Genomic DNA, 16,917 nt, shown 5'->3' with positions numbered 1-16,917 from the left:
CCCTCCTTCCAGACTACACCAAATATTAATTCATATTTTTTAATTGCTTTTTTATCTCAATAATTTGCATGGCAATTTGTGCTGCTTTTATTGGATCATTTTGTTGTTCTGCTATTTTCTGCTGTTCCTTTAATGATTTTATTGTTACCTTATCTGTTCGATTTGTTATGATTATATGGATATAATCATCTAATTGTTTATCACTTATATCCTCCTGTAATGGCAACATTGCAATTTCTGTAATTATCTTTTGCAAACCAGGTTCAGTGATTCGTCCTAGGAATAAACTAACATCTGGATCATTTCCTTCTTCATAAAATGCATATAGATGAGTAACAATAATTTTATGAGCATCTAACTGAAAGCCTGCTCCAATTTTATCTTGCACCTTATCAGCTATTCGTACATCTTGTAGCATATAAGCAAGTAGATAACGTTCTGCATTATGAGAAGCTGGTAATAATTGGGATTTTCTAGCATTCCATAGTTTACTACTAGTATATCTGTTCTTTTGTTGATTATCCTTATTTAATCCAAACTTTTCCCGATAATCGAAAATTTCGTCTTGTAATGCAGCTATAGAAATATTGAATTCATTACTCAATTCCTTTATATAGTATTCCCGTTCTAACGGGCTGTCAATCTTCGCCAGCTGCTTTAATACTGCTTCCATATAGTCTATGCGATCTCCTTCATAATTTAAATTATAATCTTTCTTCAAAAATCGCATATAAAAACTCATAAACGTATCACTAGCTTTAATTACATCTTTTTCAAAAGCTTCTCCTCCATACGCATGTATATAACTATCTGGATCCATATCAGGATCAAGGTGGGCAATTTTTACTTCACACCCTGATTGCCGTAATAACACAGCAGCTTTATAAGCAGCATCAAGACCAGCTCGATCACCATCATAACAAATAACCACCATATTAACATACCGCTTTAGTAATTTTGCTTGAAAATCAGTCAATGCAGTTCCTAAAGTAGCAACTACATTACGAATCCCGGCCTGATATGCTGCGATAACATCCATTTGCCCCTCAAGTAAAATAGCTTCATTTTGTTTGCGAATATGTCTTTTGGCCAAATCAAAATTGTATAGCAGCTTGCCTTTGTGGAAAAGTTCACTTTCGGGACTGTTGATATATTTCGGCTTATGATCATCAATAGCTCGTCCACCAAAAGCGACTATCTTACCTAAATGATTACGAATAGGGAAAATAACTCTGCCTAGGAAACGATCTGTTGCTTCTCCAGAGTCAGTAACACGAAGTAACCCAGCTTTTACTAATAATTGTTGATGGTATCCTTTTTTTTCGAGGAATTCAGCAGTAAATTGTGCCACATTTGGACTAAATCCAAGTTGGAAAGCATCAATAGTTGGATCATTAATCCCTCTTTCTTTTAAATAGGTATACCCTTCTTTACCATCTTTTGTATAACGTAATAAGTGATGGTAAAGTTTTGTTAACCACTCATGTGCAGATAACATATCTTGACTTTCCTGAGAAAGAGAGCTTTCCTTTTTTAGCTGAAGATTATCCGGTAATGGAACCCCACTACGATCTGCCAGAAATTGTAATGCTTCATAAAACGAAAAATTCTCTATCTCCATTAAAAACGTAATTACATTGCCACCTTTACCACAACCAAAGCAATGAAAAATTTGCTTGTCTTTGGTTACGGAAAATGATGGTGTTTTTTCACCATGAAACGGGCATAATCCAAAATAGTTTCTTCCCTGCTTTTTTAATTGAACATAATCTCCTACAACATCTACAATATCATTTGCTTTACGAATTGCTTCGATTACTTCCTCAGGAATTTGATTAGACATAAAACATCACCATGGTATTTAATATTCGCCTCTCATAAAAAAAACCCTTTATTTTTCGACAATATTTTTTCTTATCTCGAAAAAAATACCTTCTCTATATATTAAATAACTTAGCTGAAGGATCGGCTTTTTCACATGCATATTTTAGAGGTTGTTCAAAAAGTTCGCTAAAAAATCGGTAAAAATGACGTATTGGATTTCAGTGTACGTTTGAATGAATAAAATTTTAACCGCTAAAGTTAAGACGACACGAATGAGAATTTTAATCTGGAATGTGAGATAAACTCTATCACTGTAATGGTTTTTAAACAAAAAGACAAAGTATTGAGTTAACAGCATTTAAATGCCCAATTGAGATCGGCACACACGACAATAAAAACGTTGATAGCGACAATCGCGATTTTTTCAAGGACGTTGTGATCTTAGCCGCTCCCGTTTATTTGCTCTCTTTTTGAACACACATTATTATTTATTGCATGTAATAAATATTTAGTTACATAAATCAGTTCCTGAAGCAGCGAACTTTTTAGAGTCACGCTATATTACATACTTCTACATCTTTTCTAAAAAGTCCTGCTTTTAAAGATAAGTTTATTTCATAAGTCCCGTTTCTAAAGTCCTGAAAATAAAAGGAAATACCTATTGCCATGCGAGTTAGTTTAATGAGCAGGTAAAATCTGTGCTCAAATTGATGTTATCTGATTGGTTAAAAGCAGTTGAATGTTCTTGCAATAATTGAAAAATGTTTAAGAACTATTTAAAATTCCTGCTTTATCTCATCACTCCATATTAGAAAAACTTGGCTTATCGCCAAGTCTTTAGCGAAAGCTATAGTTTTTCTTATACTATAAACCCTAAAATTTTATACTTTCCTATAGTATAAAAAAGAATGATTTTTAAAATATATGGAGTAAGGTTAAATACTTAATTTGACTGACTTCTTAAAAAACTCTACAACTGTACAGTCCAAAAAAATATTATAGTATACTTCGAAAAAAAAAGCTATTAAAATGCTCCTAAGATTTCATTATTACCAATCGTTTAGTTTCCTAATCATAGTTTTGTTGATCTTCTCTTTTAGCTATTAAAGTTAAAACATACATCTTAAAGCAACGATAATCTATAAGGGCAAAAAACATTCTATGAAGATAGAATGTTTTTGAGTAAAATGTATGTTTATTTATGAACGATTTGTCTAATACTATTGGCTGTTTCTTCAACAGCTTTATTCGAAACATCAATTACCTTACAGCCAATTTTTTTAACGATTTTATCAAAATAATCGAGTTCTTTTTGAATCCGGTCAAGATTTGCATAAGTTGCTTGTTCTCCTAAACCTAAAGCTCGTAATCGTTCTTTACGAATTTCATATAGTTTATCTGCATTTATTCGAAGTCCAATGCATTTTGCCGGATCAACCTCAAATAGCTCTTCAGGAGGATCGACTTCTGGCACAATTGGAACGTTTGCAACCTTTAATCTTTTATGGGCCAAGTATTGAGAAAGAGGAGTTTTCGAGGTGCGAGAAACACCTATAAGCACAATATCTGCTCTTGCAATGCCTCTTGAATCACGTCCGTCATCATATTTTACTGCAAATTCAATCGCTTCTATTCGTTTAAAGTAATCTTCATCCAATTTATGGACTAAGCCTGGTTCTAATCTCGGCGAATGATCGAATATGCGCTCCATCGATTTTAACACAGGCCCCATGATGTCTATCGCTTCTATATTCATTTGCTTCGCACGTTCATTTAAATAATTTCTAAGCATTGGATCAACAAGTGTGAAACCAATAAGTTCTTTACCTTCCTTAGCAAGCTGTAATGCTTCATCAATGGTTGCTTTATCTTCTACGTATGGAATTCGCTGAATCTTGTAAGAACCATGATTAAACTGGCTTAAGCCTGCCTTAATTACCAATTCTGCTGTTTCCCCGACCGAATCGGATAATATATAGACGGTATGTGTATACATGAATCTACTCCTCTCAACTTAGATATGATCGCCCAGCACCAGTTCAACAAATGCTTTTGTAATGGTTGTTTTTGTTATTCGACCAACAACTTCTAAGCCTGAATCTGTATCCTTAACAACCGGTATACCATCAATTTGTTTATTAATTAAATTCTGAGCTACGTCTACTAATGGATCTTCTTTTCGACATACCGTTATATTCGGCATTCTAGTCATAATAATATGAACAGGGATTGCATTTAAATCCTGTTTTCCTATACTGGCTCGTAATAAATCTTTTCGCGATAACACCCCTGCTAAGCAAGCTTTGTCATCTATGACAAACAATGTTCCAACATCCTCCAAAAACATCGTTGAAATTGCATCATAAACAGAAGCACTCTCTTTTACAACAATTGGTACATGTTGGTATTCATGAGCCTTTAGTTTTTTCACCTGTTCGGTGAGCAATTCATTTCCGGTTTTACCTGTGTAAAAATAGCCAACCCGAGGACGGGCATCAAGAAAGCCCGCCATCGTTAGGATTGCTAGATCTGGTCGTAAAGTTGCTCTTGTTAAATGAAGACGCTCTGCAATGTTTTCCCCAGTTATTGGCCCATTTGCTTTAACAATTTCAATGATTTCTTCTTGCCTTTTTGATAATTCCATTCCCTCACCACCTACAAACGATGTAACCCATATACTATTATAGACGAAATGAGAGGGAATGAGAATCATACCGGCTATTTAAGTAAGATTTAATTAAAAACTTTGCTTCCATTCAATCTTAGTTAAGTCTGCATAACGCTTGATTAACGTAGCAATTTGGTAAAGCAATGCTAAACGATTATTGCGAATTTCGATGTTGTCCACCATTACCATATTATGATCAAAAAACGCATGAATTGGAGTTGCCAGTTGTCCAAGTAATTGCAAATCTTTTTCAGCGTTTCTTGATGTTGTTTGATACGCTTCTTCAACCGTACAAAATTTTTGGTATAATACTTTTTCCGATTCCGTTTCAAATAAATTTGGATTAACCTCACTAGCTTCTGACTTTTGTACCAAGTTTAAAACTCGAACAAACGCTTCCTGAATTGGTTTAAAATTATCATCATTTCTCTTTAATGACAACAGATTAGCTTTTGCTAAACTATATTCATAATCACCAATCTGTTCATGTAGTACAGCTTGAGTAATATCTTGTTCGACCCCTGCTTCCTTAAACAAGTAAGCGGCCCGTTGCAGGAAAAAGTCCTGGATATTTACAGCAACTGATTCCTTTTCAGAGATTTGTACGGTTGATTCAGTAAGTACAGTCAATGCTAATTGAATTAGCTCTTCTATCGAAACATGCCACTTATTTTGATGAACCATTTTTAAAATGCCAATAGCTTGACGACGTAAACCATAAGGATCATGTGAGCCAGTTGGTAGTAAACCAACAGCTATACATCCTGTAATTGTGTCTAACTTATCCACAATGCTTATAATCGTCCCTATTACTGTCTCTGGAAAATCACCATTTGCTTGTTTTGGTAAATAATGCTCACGAACAGCTTGTGCTACGATATGATCTTCACCGTAGAAGCGTGCATATTTTTCACCAATAACTCCTTGTAATTCAGTAAATTCATTGACCATACTTGTCGTTAAATCAAATTTACAAATTTCTGCAGCACGTAATGCCTTTTCCATATCATCCGCAGATAGTGCTAAACATTGACTAATATGCTTTGTCAAGGAAATTAATCGGTTTACCTTATCGTGTATTGTTCCAAGTTGTTCTTGAAAGACTACGCGCTCCAATTTAGACAAGTAAAAATCAATCGATTGCTTCCGATCTTCATCATAGAAAAAGGCAGCATCCGATAAGCGGGCACGTAATACCTTTTCATTCCCTTTAATAACTGTCTCCAAATTGTCTCCATTACCATTGCGTACACCAACAAAGTAAGGCAGTAATTCTCCTGTTTGCGATCGTACAGGAAAATATCGTTGATGCTCCTTCATGGATGTAATTAATACTTCCTCAGGAATCGCTAAAAATTCATTTTCAAATTCACCAAGAAATACGTGAGGATATTCTACTAAGTTTCGAACTTCATTTAGTAGATCCTCATCTACCGGGATTTGAATGGATTTTTCTTGCTCTAATTCTTGAATACCTTGTAAAATAAAGGCTTCCCGTTTTTGAGCATCTACCATAACATACTGTTGATTCATTATTTCTTCATAGTTTGCCGGAGCATCAATGATTACTTTTTCTCCTAAAAAACGATGACCATAAGTAACATTACTGCTTAATACTTTTACTATTTCAAACGGAATAATTTCGAATCCAAATAAACCGACTAACCAGCGGATCGGACGTGCGTAACGCAAAGAATGCGTTCCCCAGCGCATATTTTTACCAAAAGTTATTGAGGTGATAATATCTCGAAAATCAGGTAATAATTCCTTGGTTGGTTTCCCTTCAATACGCTTTTTCACATATATATAAGCTGTACCCTTGTAATCCTTGATATAAATGTCTTCTACTGACTTCCCCTGTCCTTTCGTAAATCCAATCGCTGCCTTTGTCCAATTACCGGATTCATCTTTAGCTATTTTTTCAGCTGGTCCCTTTACTTCTTCCTCTATCGTTGTTTGCTCTTCAGATAGACCTGTTATAAGTACCGCTAATCGTCTAGGTGTAGAATACGTTGTTAAGCTTTCAAAAGGTATACGTAATCCCTTCAGCCAAGCTGCGGTTTTTTCCTTTAATTGGTGTTCAGCATCATCAATAAATCGAGCTGGTAACTCTTCCAATCCGATTTCAAATAAAGCGTCCTTTGTCATGTTTATTGCTCCTCCTTTTTCAGCATAGGGAACCCTAATCGTTCTCTTTCAGCAACATAAGCTTTGGCAATACCTCTTGCTAAATTACGGATTCTTGTAATGTATCCTGTTCGTTCAGTAACAGATATGACGCCCTTAGCATCCAAAAGATTAAATGTATGCGAGCATTTGAGCACATAATCATATGCAGGGAATACGAGCCCCTTTTCCATCGTCGTCTTTGCTTCTCGTTCATAATTGGTAAACAGCTCAAAAAGCATTTCCGTATTAGATGTTTCAAATGTATACGTAGAATGTTCATATTCTGGTTGGAAAAAGATATCTCTTACAGTCACTCCTTTTGTCCATTCTAAATCAAATACATTCTCTTGGTCTTGAATATACGAGGCTAATCGCTCAATTCCATACGTTAATTCTACTGAAACTGGATTTGCTTCTAAGCCACCGATTTGTTGAAAATAGGTAAATTGTGTGATTTCCATCCCATCTAACCAGACTTCCCAACCTAATCCAGCTGCACCCAAGGTCGGATTCTCCCAATTATCCTCTACAAACCTTATATCATGAGCAAGCGGATCAATGCCTAATTTCTCTAAAGATGCTAAATAGAGTTCTTGAATATTATCCGGAGAAGGCTTCATAATAACTTGAAACTGGTGGTGCTGATATAGCCGATTTGGATTTTCGCCATATCTCCCATCTGCCGGTCTTCTTGAAGGCTCAACATAAGCTACATTCCAAGGCTCCGGACCTAGGCTTCGTAATAATGTCATAGGTGACATTGTACCTGCTCCCTTTTCGACATCATATGCTTGCATTAAAATACAATTGTGTTCAGACCAATATTTTTGTAGTGTTAAGATCATTTCTTGAATATTCATCAGTTCGCATCCTCCAATACAGTTAATACAATATAAAATCCCCGGCCCTTATGTCTAGCGAATAGACATAGGGACGGGGTTAATCCGCGGTTCCACCCTACTTGCTTATAACTTATAAGCCGCTTTATTCAACATGCTCCGAAGCGCCCTTCCTAATTGTCTTCTCGCTCAGCTCCCACCATTCTGAACTCGCTATAGAGATTTCAACAGTACTTCTCTTCATCTTCGCATAAACATATATTATTCTATGTCAAATAATAAGGGAAACTATAAGACCTGTCAACTTATTTCAATGAATTCAGTTGACGTAAAAATTTTCTTGATTTTAGGAAGTATCCTCCATAATAATCATAATAGTTATCTAACAATTGCCTGAGCAGCTGTTTGTTTTCCTCTTTTACTGATATACTGGTTACTTGCTTAAGCTCAACAGTAGAAAAAATATGTAATAATTTTGCAACAGCATCAGGTAATAAAACAGCTTGGAGATCCATGCTTCGACATGATGAACATAGTAGCCCCGCTTCTTTAATAGAGAAAGCAAAAGGAAGATGTCGTTGTTTGCAATTTGAGCAGTAAGCCAATGTTGGAGCAAAGCCGCCTTTCTTATATAGCTTTATTTCAAACATCATAAGGGGAATACGAGCATCCTCCTCTTTTTCAATCCATGACATAGTTTGATAAAGTTGATCGAAAATAAAAGGATCTGGCTGTTTATCATCTAATAATTTATCCGTAAGTTCGACTGCATAAGCTGCGTATGCAGTCTTAATAATATCTTCACGAATTGATCGAAAGGAATAAAGAATCTCACCTTGTTGTATCGTGCTTAACCCTTTATTTATATACATTAAAAATTCAGCATATATGAATGGCTGCGTTACAGCAGCCATTCTGCTCTTTGGCTTTTTTGCTCCTTTTGCTATTGCTGAGAGCTTCCCAATTTTTTTACTATAAATCGTTACAATCTTATGCGTTTCCCCATAATCTCGTGTTTTTAATACAATACCTTGTATCTTTTCAAGCAATTAACTTCACCTTTCTTACTAAGGAAACTACTTTCATTTATAGTTATTTACAAATTCGTATCGATTGGAGTTCTGTTTTGATCTTCACGTTGTCTAGGTTTATAAGGGTTTTGTTCATTTTCTAACTCTTTCATTAGCAAATAGGTTTCAATATTTCCTGTTTGACTAAATAGTTTCCAGGTTAAATCGATCACAATAAACCCCACCTTTCTTCAATATTTGAAATGGAACCTATTACTTAGAATGACCACAACAGGTAAAAGAATTAGTATAAAAATTTTCCATGTATTTTGTTAAAAAGGATGTTTAAAAATTTCGAGATAAACGCTGTATTTTATTTTTTGTCAAGTAATTTCTGACGAGTCATGCTAACTTTTCGTTCACCGGATACGGTATACTTTAAACTTCTCCATTCTTTTAATCGCTTCTTATATTAGCATGTAAAAGGAAAAATGCCGTTCTATTGATATGTCATGTCATTAATATTCGTCACTACGGAAACCAAATTCATGGAGCTGACTTTGTTTATTTCGCCAATCTTTCTTTACTTTAACCCAAAGTTCTAAATAAACCTTTGTGCCCAGTAAAGCTTCAATGTCTTTGCGTGCCGCTTTACCGATTTTTTTTAACATACTTCCTTGTTTACCTATCAATATACCCTTTTGTGTTTTTCTTTCAGTAACAATTGTAGCCTGAATAAGCAACTTATTATTTCCGTTTTGGTCCACGTTTTCAATGACAACAGCTATAGAATGCGGAACCTCTTCTCTGGTAAAATGTAACACCTTTTCTCTTATTAGTTCACTAATAATAAAACGTTCCGGATGATCTGTGATTTGATCATCAGGGTAGTATTTTGGACCTTCTTCCAGCTGTTGCTTGATAACTTCAAGCATGTGAATTACATTATTTCCATGTAAGGCAGAAATCGGAATAATTTCAGCGAAATCATATTTATCCTTGTACTGTTCAATCAAGGGTAATAATTCATCAGGATGAATAAGGTCTATTTTATTTATAATTAAATACACAGGTCGATTTACTTTTTGTAATAAATCGATAATGTATTGATCTCCTTTTCCATACCCTTCACTAGCATTTATCATAAATAAAATAACATCTACTTCATTCAGCGTATTTTCAGCCGTTCTTACCATAAATTCTCCAAGTCGATGCTTCGGTTTATGAATACCAGGTGTATCAATAAAAATCATTTGCGCATCTGGCTGTGTTAACACGCCTTGAATCTTATTTCTTGTAGTTTGCGGTTTATCACTCATAATAGCAATTTTTTGCCCGATTGCTTGATTCATAAACGTTGATTTTCCAACATTTGGTCTACCAATGATTGATATAAACCCAGATTTAAATGGTTTGTTCATGTTGTTGCCTCCGCGAATTTTAGATATGCTTAATCATATAATACTACAAAAAAGCACTCATTTCATATAATCGACAAAAGCTTTAAAAACTTTTGGTTCTTCTCTCAACAATAGCATTTTTACTGACAAATTTCACGCTTAACTGTGAACTAAAACCGCTTTTGTCAACATTTTATTCCCTTTTTAATATTGTTAAAAAAGCCTTTAATACAAACTCACTGTCTAGCTACACTTATATGTAACAACCTAAATGTTACCCGGCGGATTAAGCTTCTATGATGTTAATTAACACACCAAAAGCCGGCTACGAACTGCCCCTCTATCGTTAGGTTGGGTTCGTAACCGGCTTTTATACGATTGATATAATCTTTGGAATAAAGATAATACAGCCGATGACAGCGGCAGCAATAGCCGCAATAAGTACCGCCCCTGCTGCCATATCTTTAATTTGTTTAATAGCTGGATGAAATTCCAAACTCAAATAATCCATTATCGCTTCGAGGGCACTATTGATCATTTCAGTAATTAATACATTAGCAATAGCAACAATGATAACAACCCATTCCAGCATACTAAGATGTAACAATGTCCCAATGAATATAACAATAACAGCAGCTAATAAATGAAGCCGAAAATTTCGTTCATTTCGAATGACAAATAAAATCCCCTGCCAAGCATAAGCGAAACCAACAGACTTCTGTTTACCTTTCAATGCCAAATTCACCTAAAATGACTTTTTGTCTTGAGAACATCTGTTGTTCATCCTCTTTTGTCATATGGTCGTAACCAATTAAATGAAGGAAACCATGCAATGCTAAAAAACATAACTCCCTTTCTAAAGAATGGTCGTAGCTTTTCGCTTGCTCTTTTGCTTTATCAACAGATATGACAATATCTCCGAGTAAGAGAGGAAGGCCTTCATCTAGAATATCAATTTCTCCTTCCCCGATTTCCTGCATAGCAAATGATAGTACATCAGTCGGTTTATTTATTTGCCTATAATTACGATTCAACGCTTGAATTTTTTTATTATCGACAAAATTTATGGAAAGCTCTGCCTCCTGCGAAACTCGCTCTTTATCAGCAGCGAATGTAATAAGCCGTTGAATAATATCAATATAATCACTCTCAACAGAGTTAGTATCGTCATGGAAATCAATGTACACTTACTTTACCTCCTTCTCAGGATATTGAATGCGGGAATGAAAAATCCCTTTCAATGTTCCACAAATTGTTTCTTGAATTGTATGCAATTCTTTTAATGTTAACGGACACTCATCAAATTGTCCATCTGTTAATCGATCTTGAATAATAGAAGCAACAATTTGCTCAATTTTTTCTTCTGTAGGTTCTTTTAACGACCGTACTGCTGCCTCGACAGAATCGCAAATATTAATAATCGCCGTTTCTTTGGTTTGTGGCTTTGGACCTGGATAACGATAAGCTAGTTCTTGGACCTCTTCATTTTCTTTTTTAGCCTTCATATAAAAATACTTTAATAACGATGTGCCATGATGCTGTTTTGCAATATCAATAATCTCTTTCGGAAGTCGATGTTTTTTCAACATCTCTGCTCCATCATATGGATGACTAATAATAATTTTAGCACTTTCCTCTGGTTCGATAAAATCATGTGGATTTCGAATCGCTAATTGATTTTCAATAAAATAATGAGGTGCAACTGTTTTTCCTAAATCATGATAATAAGAGCCCACACGTGCTAATAAACCATTTGCTCCAACTGCTTCACAAGTAGTTTCACTTAAATTGGCAACCATAATAGAATGATGATAGGTTCCCGGTGCTTCTGTTAATAGCTTTTTTAATAACGGATGGTTCGGATTTGACAATTGAAGCAATTTTATATCTGATAAAATTCCTAAAGCTGTTTCAAAATACGGTAGCAAACCGATCGTTAAAACTGCAGATAAAAATGCTGATGCGGTAGCAAGCGACGATTGTATAATAATATCACCGAGGGCATATTTATCAAACGACAGAAATATAAATAATAGTACGATAACAATATTAACGACCCCAATACCTAATCCAGCTTTTACAACAGCAAGTCGATCCTTGACGTTACGTAAAAAGAAAATAGCTGCCAGCTGTGAAAGTAAAAAGTAGATACCCGCCTCAACATTTAAGGAACCTGGTATTTGATTATTAAAAATCATACTGCCTAAAATTGCAAATACACAACTAAAAATGATGGCTGTTCGTTCATTAATAAGCTGTTTGATTAACAAGGCTCCGGTAGCAATTGGCATCACGTAAAACAGCTGATTTACCTGCGTTGTATAAATGCTTGCGATTTTCATTAAGGCAACAATGATCACACTAATAATAGTGAGTGTGACAACGGTTCGATTATTTAATTGACCCTGTTTCGATAACCAATTCATTTCATGAGCGATTACACTACAAATAACTAAAATTAATAGAGCTAATCCAATTACTGGAAATAAATTTCGTTCTTTATCCAGTACACCAACAAGCTTCAACTTTTCATATACTTCGTTTGTGATAACCTGTCCTTCCCGAACAATAATTTCTCCAGCCCGAATTATTACTGGTTCTACATTACTAGCTGCTTCCTTCCTTGCATTTGCAGTTTCATCGACATCAAAAAAAGAATTCTCAACAACTGCAAATTCACTTATGCGAGTTAGCGCTTCTTTTAAATTTGCATCTAACTCAGTATACTTAATATCTTGTTTCAAATTAGAAATAGCACTTTGAGTATTTTCTGTACGAACACCATTATTTAACGAATCAGATAAAGAATGAAGAAACAGTTTTTCTCCTTTATCTCGTTCATCCTTTGGCACTTGCATAAGCTGTAATAGTAAATCATCACTTAAACCCTCTTTGATTTCCGGTGATAAGATTTGTTTTAGTTGTTGAATCTTTTCTTGATTTGTAAGCGGTTCTAATTTACCTTTATCTTCTTTACCTTGTGCAGATGTTTTCAGCTCTTCTTCAAGTTTAGTAATGGCCGCAAAAATTTCCTTTGTATACGCAATTCGTTCATCAGTAACCTCTTGATCAATATTATATCTATCTTTAACAGACTGAACGGTCTCTCTCGTCTTTCGTTCCGTTTCCTGTTCATTTTCTATCGTTACAGGAGAGCGAATCGTTTCTTTTGCTCTACTGAAACGTTCAATTTCATAAATTTCTGTATGTACATTATTAATAGTCAAAAAAAAGAAAAACAAGCCTAGCAGGAGAGTTGCAACTGTTATAATGCTCCACTTACTGTATCGCTGTTTAAATACAAACCACCTACGTGGATTAAATTTCTTTTTATCCACTGCGATCCTCCTCTCATAAGCAAATGATGCAAATAAGACCCAGTGTTCGGGCCTTACCTGACATCAGTTACTTATGCTTATCATAAGCTTCAATTATTCGCTGCACAAGTGGATGCCTTACTACATCTGTTTGCTCTAAATATACAAAGTCGATTCCTTTTACTTCGGACAATAATGAACTTGCAACTATTAACCCTGATTGTACACCTTTAGGCAAATCAATTTGTGTAATATCTCCAGTAATGACCATTTTCGAACCAAAACCCAGTCGAGTTAAAAACATTTTCATTTGTTCCGGTGTTGTATTTTGTGCCTCATCCAAAATGACAAACGCATCATCTAGTGTTCTACCTCGCATATATGCAAGTGGTGCTATTTCAATCGTATCCCGTTCGATAAGCCGCATCGTATGCTCAGCACCTAATACATCATGTAAAGCGTCATAAAGTGGTCGTAGGTACGGGTCTACCTTTTCTTTCAAATCACCGGGTAAAAATCCTAAGCTTTCGCCAGCCTCAACTGCAGGTCTTGTTAAAATGATCCGCTTGACAAAACCATTTTTTAAAGCGTGAACAGCCATAACAACGGCTAAATACGTTTTTCCTGTACCAGCAGGACCTATTCCGAATACAAGGTCATTTGCTTTTATAGCAGAAACATATTTCTTTTGTCCCAACGTTTTTACACGAATTGATTTTCCTTTTACATTTTTTGTTATCTCATCTTCAAACAATGTTTCAAATTGGTTGATTTTACCTTTTTTTGCTAAATCTACTGCATACACTACATCTCTCTCTGTAATCGTTAATCCTTTACGAATAACAGATAGCAGTGCTAATAATATATCTTGAACTAAAGTAACTGCTTGTTCCTCTCCAGAAACATGCAAAAGTTCTCCTCTTGTAGTGATGGAAATATCAAGCAGTTGTTCAAGTTGATGAAGATTCTTGTCATTATTTCCAAACAGTGCCAATGCTTCATTTGGACTTGTTAATTGTAAATCAATTACTGTAAGATTTTCTGGCATACTCAATCTCCTTGACCTAAAGGTTGTGCTTCAACAATATTTTCCTCTACACTTATATATAAGTGTAGTTTAACTTTACCATTCTGTATAGATTCATGCAAAACTTTTTCTGACAAGATTTTAGCTTCAGGACCTAATTGTAGTTTTAATTGTTCTTTTGCTTGTTTAATCCCGACTTCTATTGCTTCTTTTTCTGTTCGCTTATAGTTAATATACGTTTTTTCATAAAGTTTTGTTTCAATAAATTTTATAGGCAAGTCCCATTTAAAAAAACGAAGCGGTTTTTCCATCTCTTCTCGATGAATTTCAGTAAATTCAGGAGAGCCAAACCCCCATATCGGTAATTTAACATCGCCAAACGCAATATGATATTTTTCTTCCTGATTACCAGTTAGTCGTTCCGTACTTGTTTCTAGTGGTGCTGTCACTTTAACTTCATACCATGTAGTAGCAGTTATTTCACCATCGGCAGCAACATACCTGATTTTCTTTTTCTTGTCTTTACCTTTTTTTCCCTCATTATTATCTGCTTCCGTACCCATCTTTCCTGAAACAAGTAAGTCACCCTTTTCAACAAAATCGTGCACTTCTACTTGTGCTACTCCTTGGGAAACATACATCTTTTTAATAGTTCCCTTTTTTGCTGCAATCAAGTTTCTAGGTTTCTTTTTCTCTTCTTCCTTCACAACAACCTTCTCTACACCTTCTAAATAAAAAGTAGTGCCTTTTTGGTCAATCCCCACCCACAATAATTCAGGAACATCATCTAATAACTGCTGCTGAATTTCCTTTGGTGAATCAAGTGAAAAAATCCATGATCCAGGATGGATACCGTATTGATTTAGCTGTTTGTTTATTTTTTCTTCAATATCTTTTGGGACGCCTGTAATTTTTACTTCCCACACGATATTAGATAACCCAAATATAAGTAACATACTTAAAATAAAAGCAATAATTAATTCTTTTTTTCGTAAATAACGACGGATAACAAATGGGTAACCCTTTCTATCGATAAACTTGATTTTATAATTTGTTCCTCGCCTTAAGCGTTTAATATGTTTTACATCTGTTAATCTGATTGTACCGTTACATGTATCACCTTTTGGTTTTGTGACATTCCAGATGCGGATTCCATAACTTGTACAATGCTGGAAAAAAAGCTCTGGCTTGTTTCCTCTAACGGAAATTGTCACAGAACCTGTTATAATGGATTCTTCTTTTTGCTTCATGTCCTCCTCCTTAATCGTCAGGTATAAAAGTAATATTTTTTATAGTACCTTCTAGTAATATCTCTTCTGGAAGCATTAATTTTAATACAAATGATGAGCCGGTAATCCTAATAAAACCTTTGTTCGCTCTTAGTTTTAATTCGTTATCAGAATACGTAGCTACACCTTTATGATTTTCAATATAAACATGTATATGACCAATTACGGTAATTCTAGGAAGTTCAAGTACTACATCTGAAGGAAGTGCAAAATATTTCGTTAACCATGGTCGGATTCCTTGATGCCATTTTTTCACAAATGCAGCCCCCTCTCACATTTATATTTATGAAATAACAGAAGAGATAAGAACAGTTAAGGAGAAAAACTAGCAGTGAAGCAAAAAAATATATGGTTAAAGTAAAATACTACTTTCATGGACTTCAAGAATGAATTTCTGCTCGATAAATTTTGTGATGGAAGTAAGTACTCTATTTGCGACCTTCTCGCTTTTGACAAAAATAAGGCTGTAAGGGGACTCCTCAACTGTCCGTGAGACCTCCCAGGGTAAGACTACTATCTTTCCTCTTTTACTCGCCTGATTTACTTTGTAGGATTACGCACATCTTTTAGGACTTCGACTTGTTATGGAGCCTTATCCACCTACAGAGCCTTTGTATCAGATTTCTGTTCGTCGAGCCAAGATTTTGATACACGCTTCCTTCAGCCCTTACCTCACGATAAGTGCCTTGCGCTTCTCTAGTGGTTGGTTGATGTATACCCCCACAGTGGACTTTCACCACCTAGATAGTCACCATGCCTGGCGCACATAAAAAAGCCATTTGGCGCATACACCAAATGGCTTTCATTAACTATATTATTTTCTTCGTTCAGACAAAACACTACGATAAGGCTTTTTCGCTCTTGGCGGACCTAACACTTCTGCCATAATAATTCCATTAACCAGCCCTTTTTCCGTCAAATTACTTGAAACTTGACGTTCCATCTTCGTTCTTGATTGAACGCTCTTAGGCTGGCTTTTTAGAGACCGGTTTAAAGGAGTAGAATACGCACTACTGGAAAACTTGTCGACGTTTTCCATAAAGCTTGTTTCAACTTGTTGCACTAACTGATCCGTTTGTGATTTTAGTTCTTGCGTAGAAGTAGTGTTTGTCATAGTTGGAGTTTCTTTATTTGGAAGCTGCCGCCTTTTTGTTGGATCATGCCATTGCCTTTTCATTTCCCCGCCAAAAGGAGGGGTTGGTCGATTTGGACGATTTGGTCTTATATCTTTCTTTTCCGTTTCTTGTTTTTTTGAAACACTGTTTTTAAAAAAACCAATAGCCCCTGCAACGACAGCTAAAACTACAAAGATATTACTAAAAATCAGGTCAACAATCTCTTTCATCAAACCCGCTCCTTTTCGATTGCTGAACT

15 protein-coding genes and 1 other annotated feature are annotated in these 16,917 nt (G+C 35.2%); all 15 genes read right to left on the bottom strand.

The genetic code is table 11. The features are described 5' to 3' along the window. Positions 1–25 precede the first annotated feature (25 nt). A complete protein-coding gene (gene dnaG, locus KQI21_RS03270) occupies positions 26–1,843 on the bottom strand; it encodes a DNA primase (protein WP_216482601.1) in 1,818 nt (605 codons plus the stop codon). Positions 1,844–3,019: 1,176 nt separating this feature from the next. Further along, positions 3,020–3,820 carry a pyruvate, water dikinase regulatory protein gene (locus KQI21_RS03265; RefSeq protein ID WP_216482600.1) on the bottom strand — a complete coding sequence of 267 codons (801 nt, stop codon included), beginning with the start codon at positions 3,818–3,820 and terminating at the stop codon, positions 3,020–3,022. Between the two features lie 18 nt (positions 3,821–3,838). Continuing rightward, entirely contained in the window at positions 3,839–4,468 is a 630-nt protein-coding gene (gene ccpN, locus KQI21_RS03260; protein WP_216482599.1) for a transcriptional regulator CcpN, read from the bottom strand. Between the two features lie 93 nt (positions 4,469–4,561). Continuing rightward, a complete protein-coding gene (glyS, locus tag KQI21_RS03255) occupies positions 4,562–6,640 on the bottom strand; it encodes a glycine--tRNA ligase subunit beta (protein WP_216482598.1) in 2,079 nt (692 codons plus the stop codon). A gap of 2 nt (positions 6,641–6,642) precedes the next feature. Further along, on the bottom strand, positions 6,643–7,521 hold the full coding sequence (gene glyQ / locus KQI21_RS03250; RefSeq protein WP_216482597.1) for a glycine--tRNA ligase subunit alpha: 879 nt from the start codon (positions 7,519–7,521) through the stop codon (positions 6,643–6,645). Positions 7,522–7,587: 66 nt separating this feature from the next. After that, positions 7,588–7,756: a binding site (T-box leader), on the bottom strand. Positions 7,757–7,805: 49 nt separating this feature from the next. Beyond that, the gene (recO, locus tag KQI21_RS03245) at positions 7,806–8,549 is read right to left on the bottom strand and encodes a DNA repair protein RecO (RefSeq protein WP_216482596.1); all 744 of its coding nucleotides are present in this window, start codon (positions 8,547–8,549) and stop codon (positions 7,806–7,808) included. Between the two features lie 47 nt (positions 8,550–8,596). After that, positions 8,597–8,743, bottom strand: a complete 147-nt coding sequence (locus tag KQI21_RS03240) for a YqzL family protein (protein ID WP_216482595.1) — start codon at positions 8,741–8,743, stop codon at positions 8,597–8,599. Between the two features lie 285 nt (positions 8,744–9,028). Further along, a complete protein-coding gene (era, locus tag KQI21_RS03235; protein ID WP_216482594.1) occupies positions 9,029–9,931 on the bottom strand; it encodes a GTPase Era in 903 nt (300 codons plus the stop codon). 349 nt (positions 9,932–10,280) lie between these two features. Continuing rightward, the gene (locus tag KQI21_RS03230) at positions 10,281–10,643 is read right to left on the bottom strand and encodes a diacylglycerol kinase (RefSeq protein WP_253291256.1); all 363 of its coding nucleotides are present in this window, start codon (positions 10,641–10,643) and stop codon (positions 10,281–10,283) included. Beyond that, entirely contained in the window at positions 10,633–11,097 is a 465-nt protein-coding gene (ybeY, locus tag KQI21_RS03225) for an rRNA maturation RNase YbeY (protein ID WP_216482592.1), read from the bottom strand. The genes KQI21_RS03230 and ybeY overlap by 11 nt, the downstream gene beginning before the upstream one ends. Next, entirely contained in the window at positions 11,098–13,248 is a 2,151-nt protein-coding gene (locus tag KQI21_RS03220; RefSeq protein WP_216482591.1) for an HD family phosphohydrolase, read from the bottom strand. Positions 13,249–13,315: 67 nt separating this feature from the next. Then, complete coding sequence (locus KQI21_RS03215) at positions 13,316–14,275, bottom strand: PhoH family protein (protein ID WP_216482590.1); 960 nt, start codon at positions 14,273–14,275, stop codon at positions 13,316–13,318. A gap of 2 nt (positions 14,276–14,277) precedes the next feature. Continuing rightward, positions 14,278–15,504, bottom strand: coding sequence for a sporulation protein YqfD (gene yqfD / locus KQI21_RS03210; RefSeq protein ID WP_216482589.1), 1,227 nt, complete (start codon positions 15,502–15,504; stop codon positions 14,278–14,280). Between the two features lie 10 nt (positions 15,505–15,514). Next, the gene (gene yqfC, locus KQI21_RS03205; protein WP_216482588.1) at positions 15,515–15,799 is read right to left on the bottom strand and encodes a sporulation protein YqfC; all 285 of its coding nucleotides are present in this window, start codon (positions 15,797–15,799) and stop codon (positions 15,515–15,517) included. A gap of 558 nt (positions 15,800–16,357) precedes the next feature. After that, positions 16,358–16,888 carry a YqfB family membrane protein gene (locus tag KQI21_RS03200; protein WP_216482587.1) on the bottom strand — a complete coding sequence of 177 codons (531 nt, stop codon included), beginning with the start codon at positions 16,886–16,888 and terminating at the stop codon, positions 16,358–16,360. Between the last annotated feature and the right edge of the window lie 29 nt (positions 16,889–16,917).

It is taken from the genome of Virgibacillus proomii (assembly GCF_018916875.1).
Classification (GTDB): domain Bacteria; phylum Bacillota; class Bacilli; order Bacillales; family Amphibacillaceae; genus Virgibacillus; species Virgibacillus proomii_B.
This window is presented reverse-complemented; position numbering and strand designations above follow the sequence as displayed.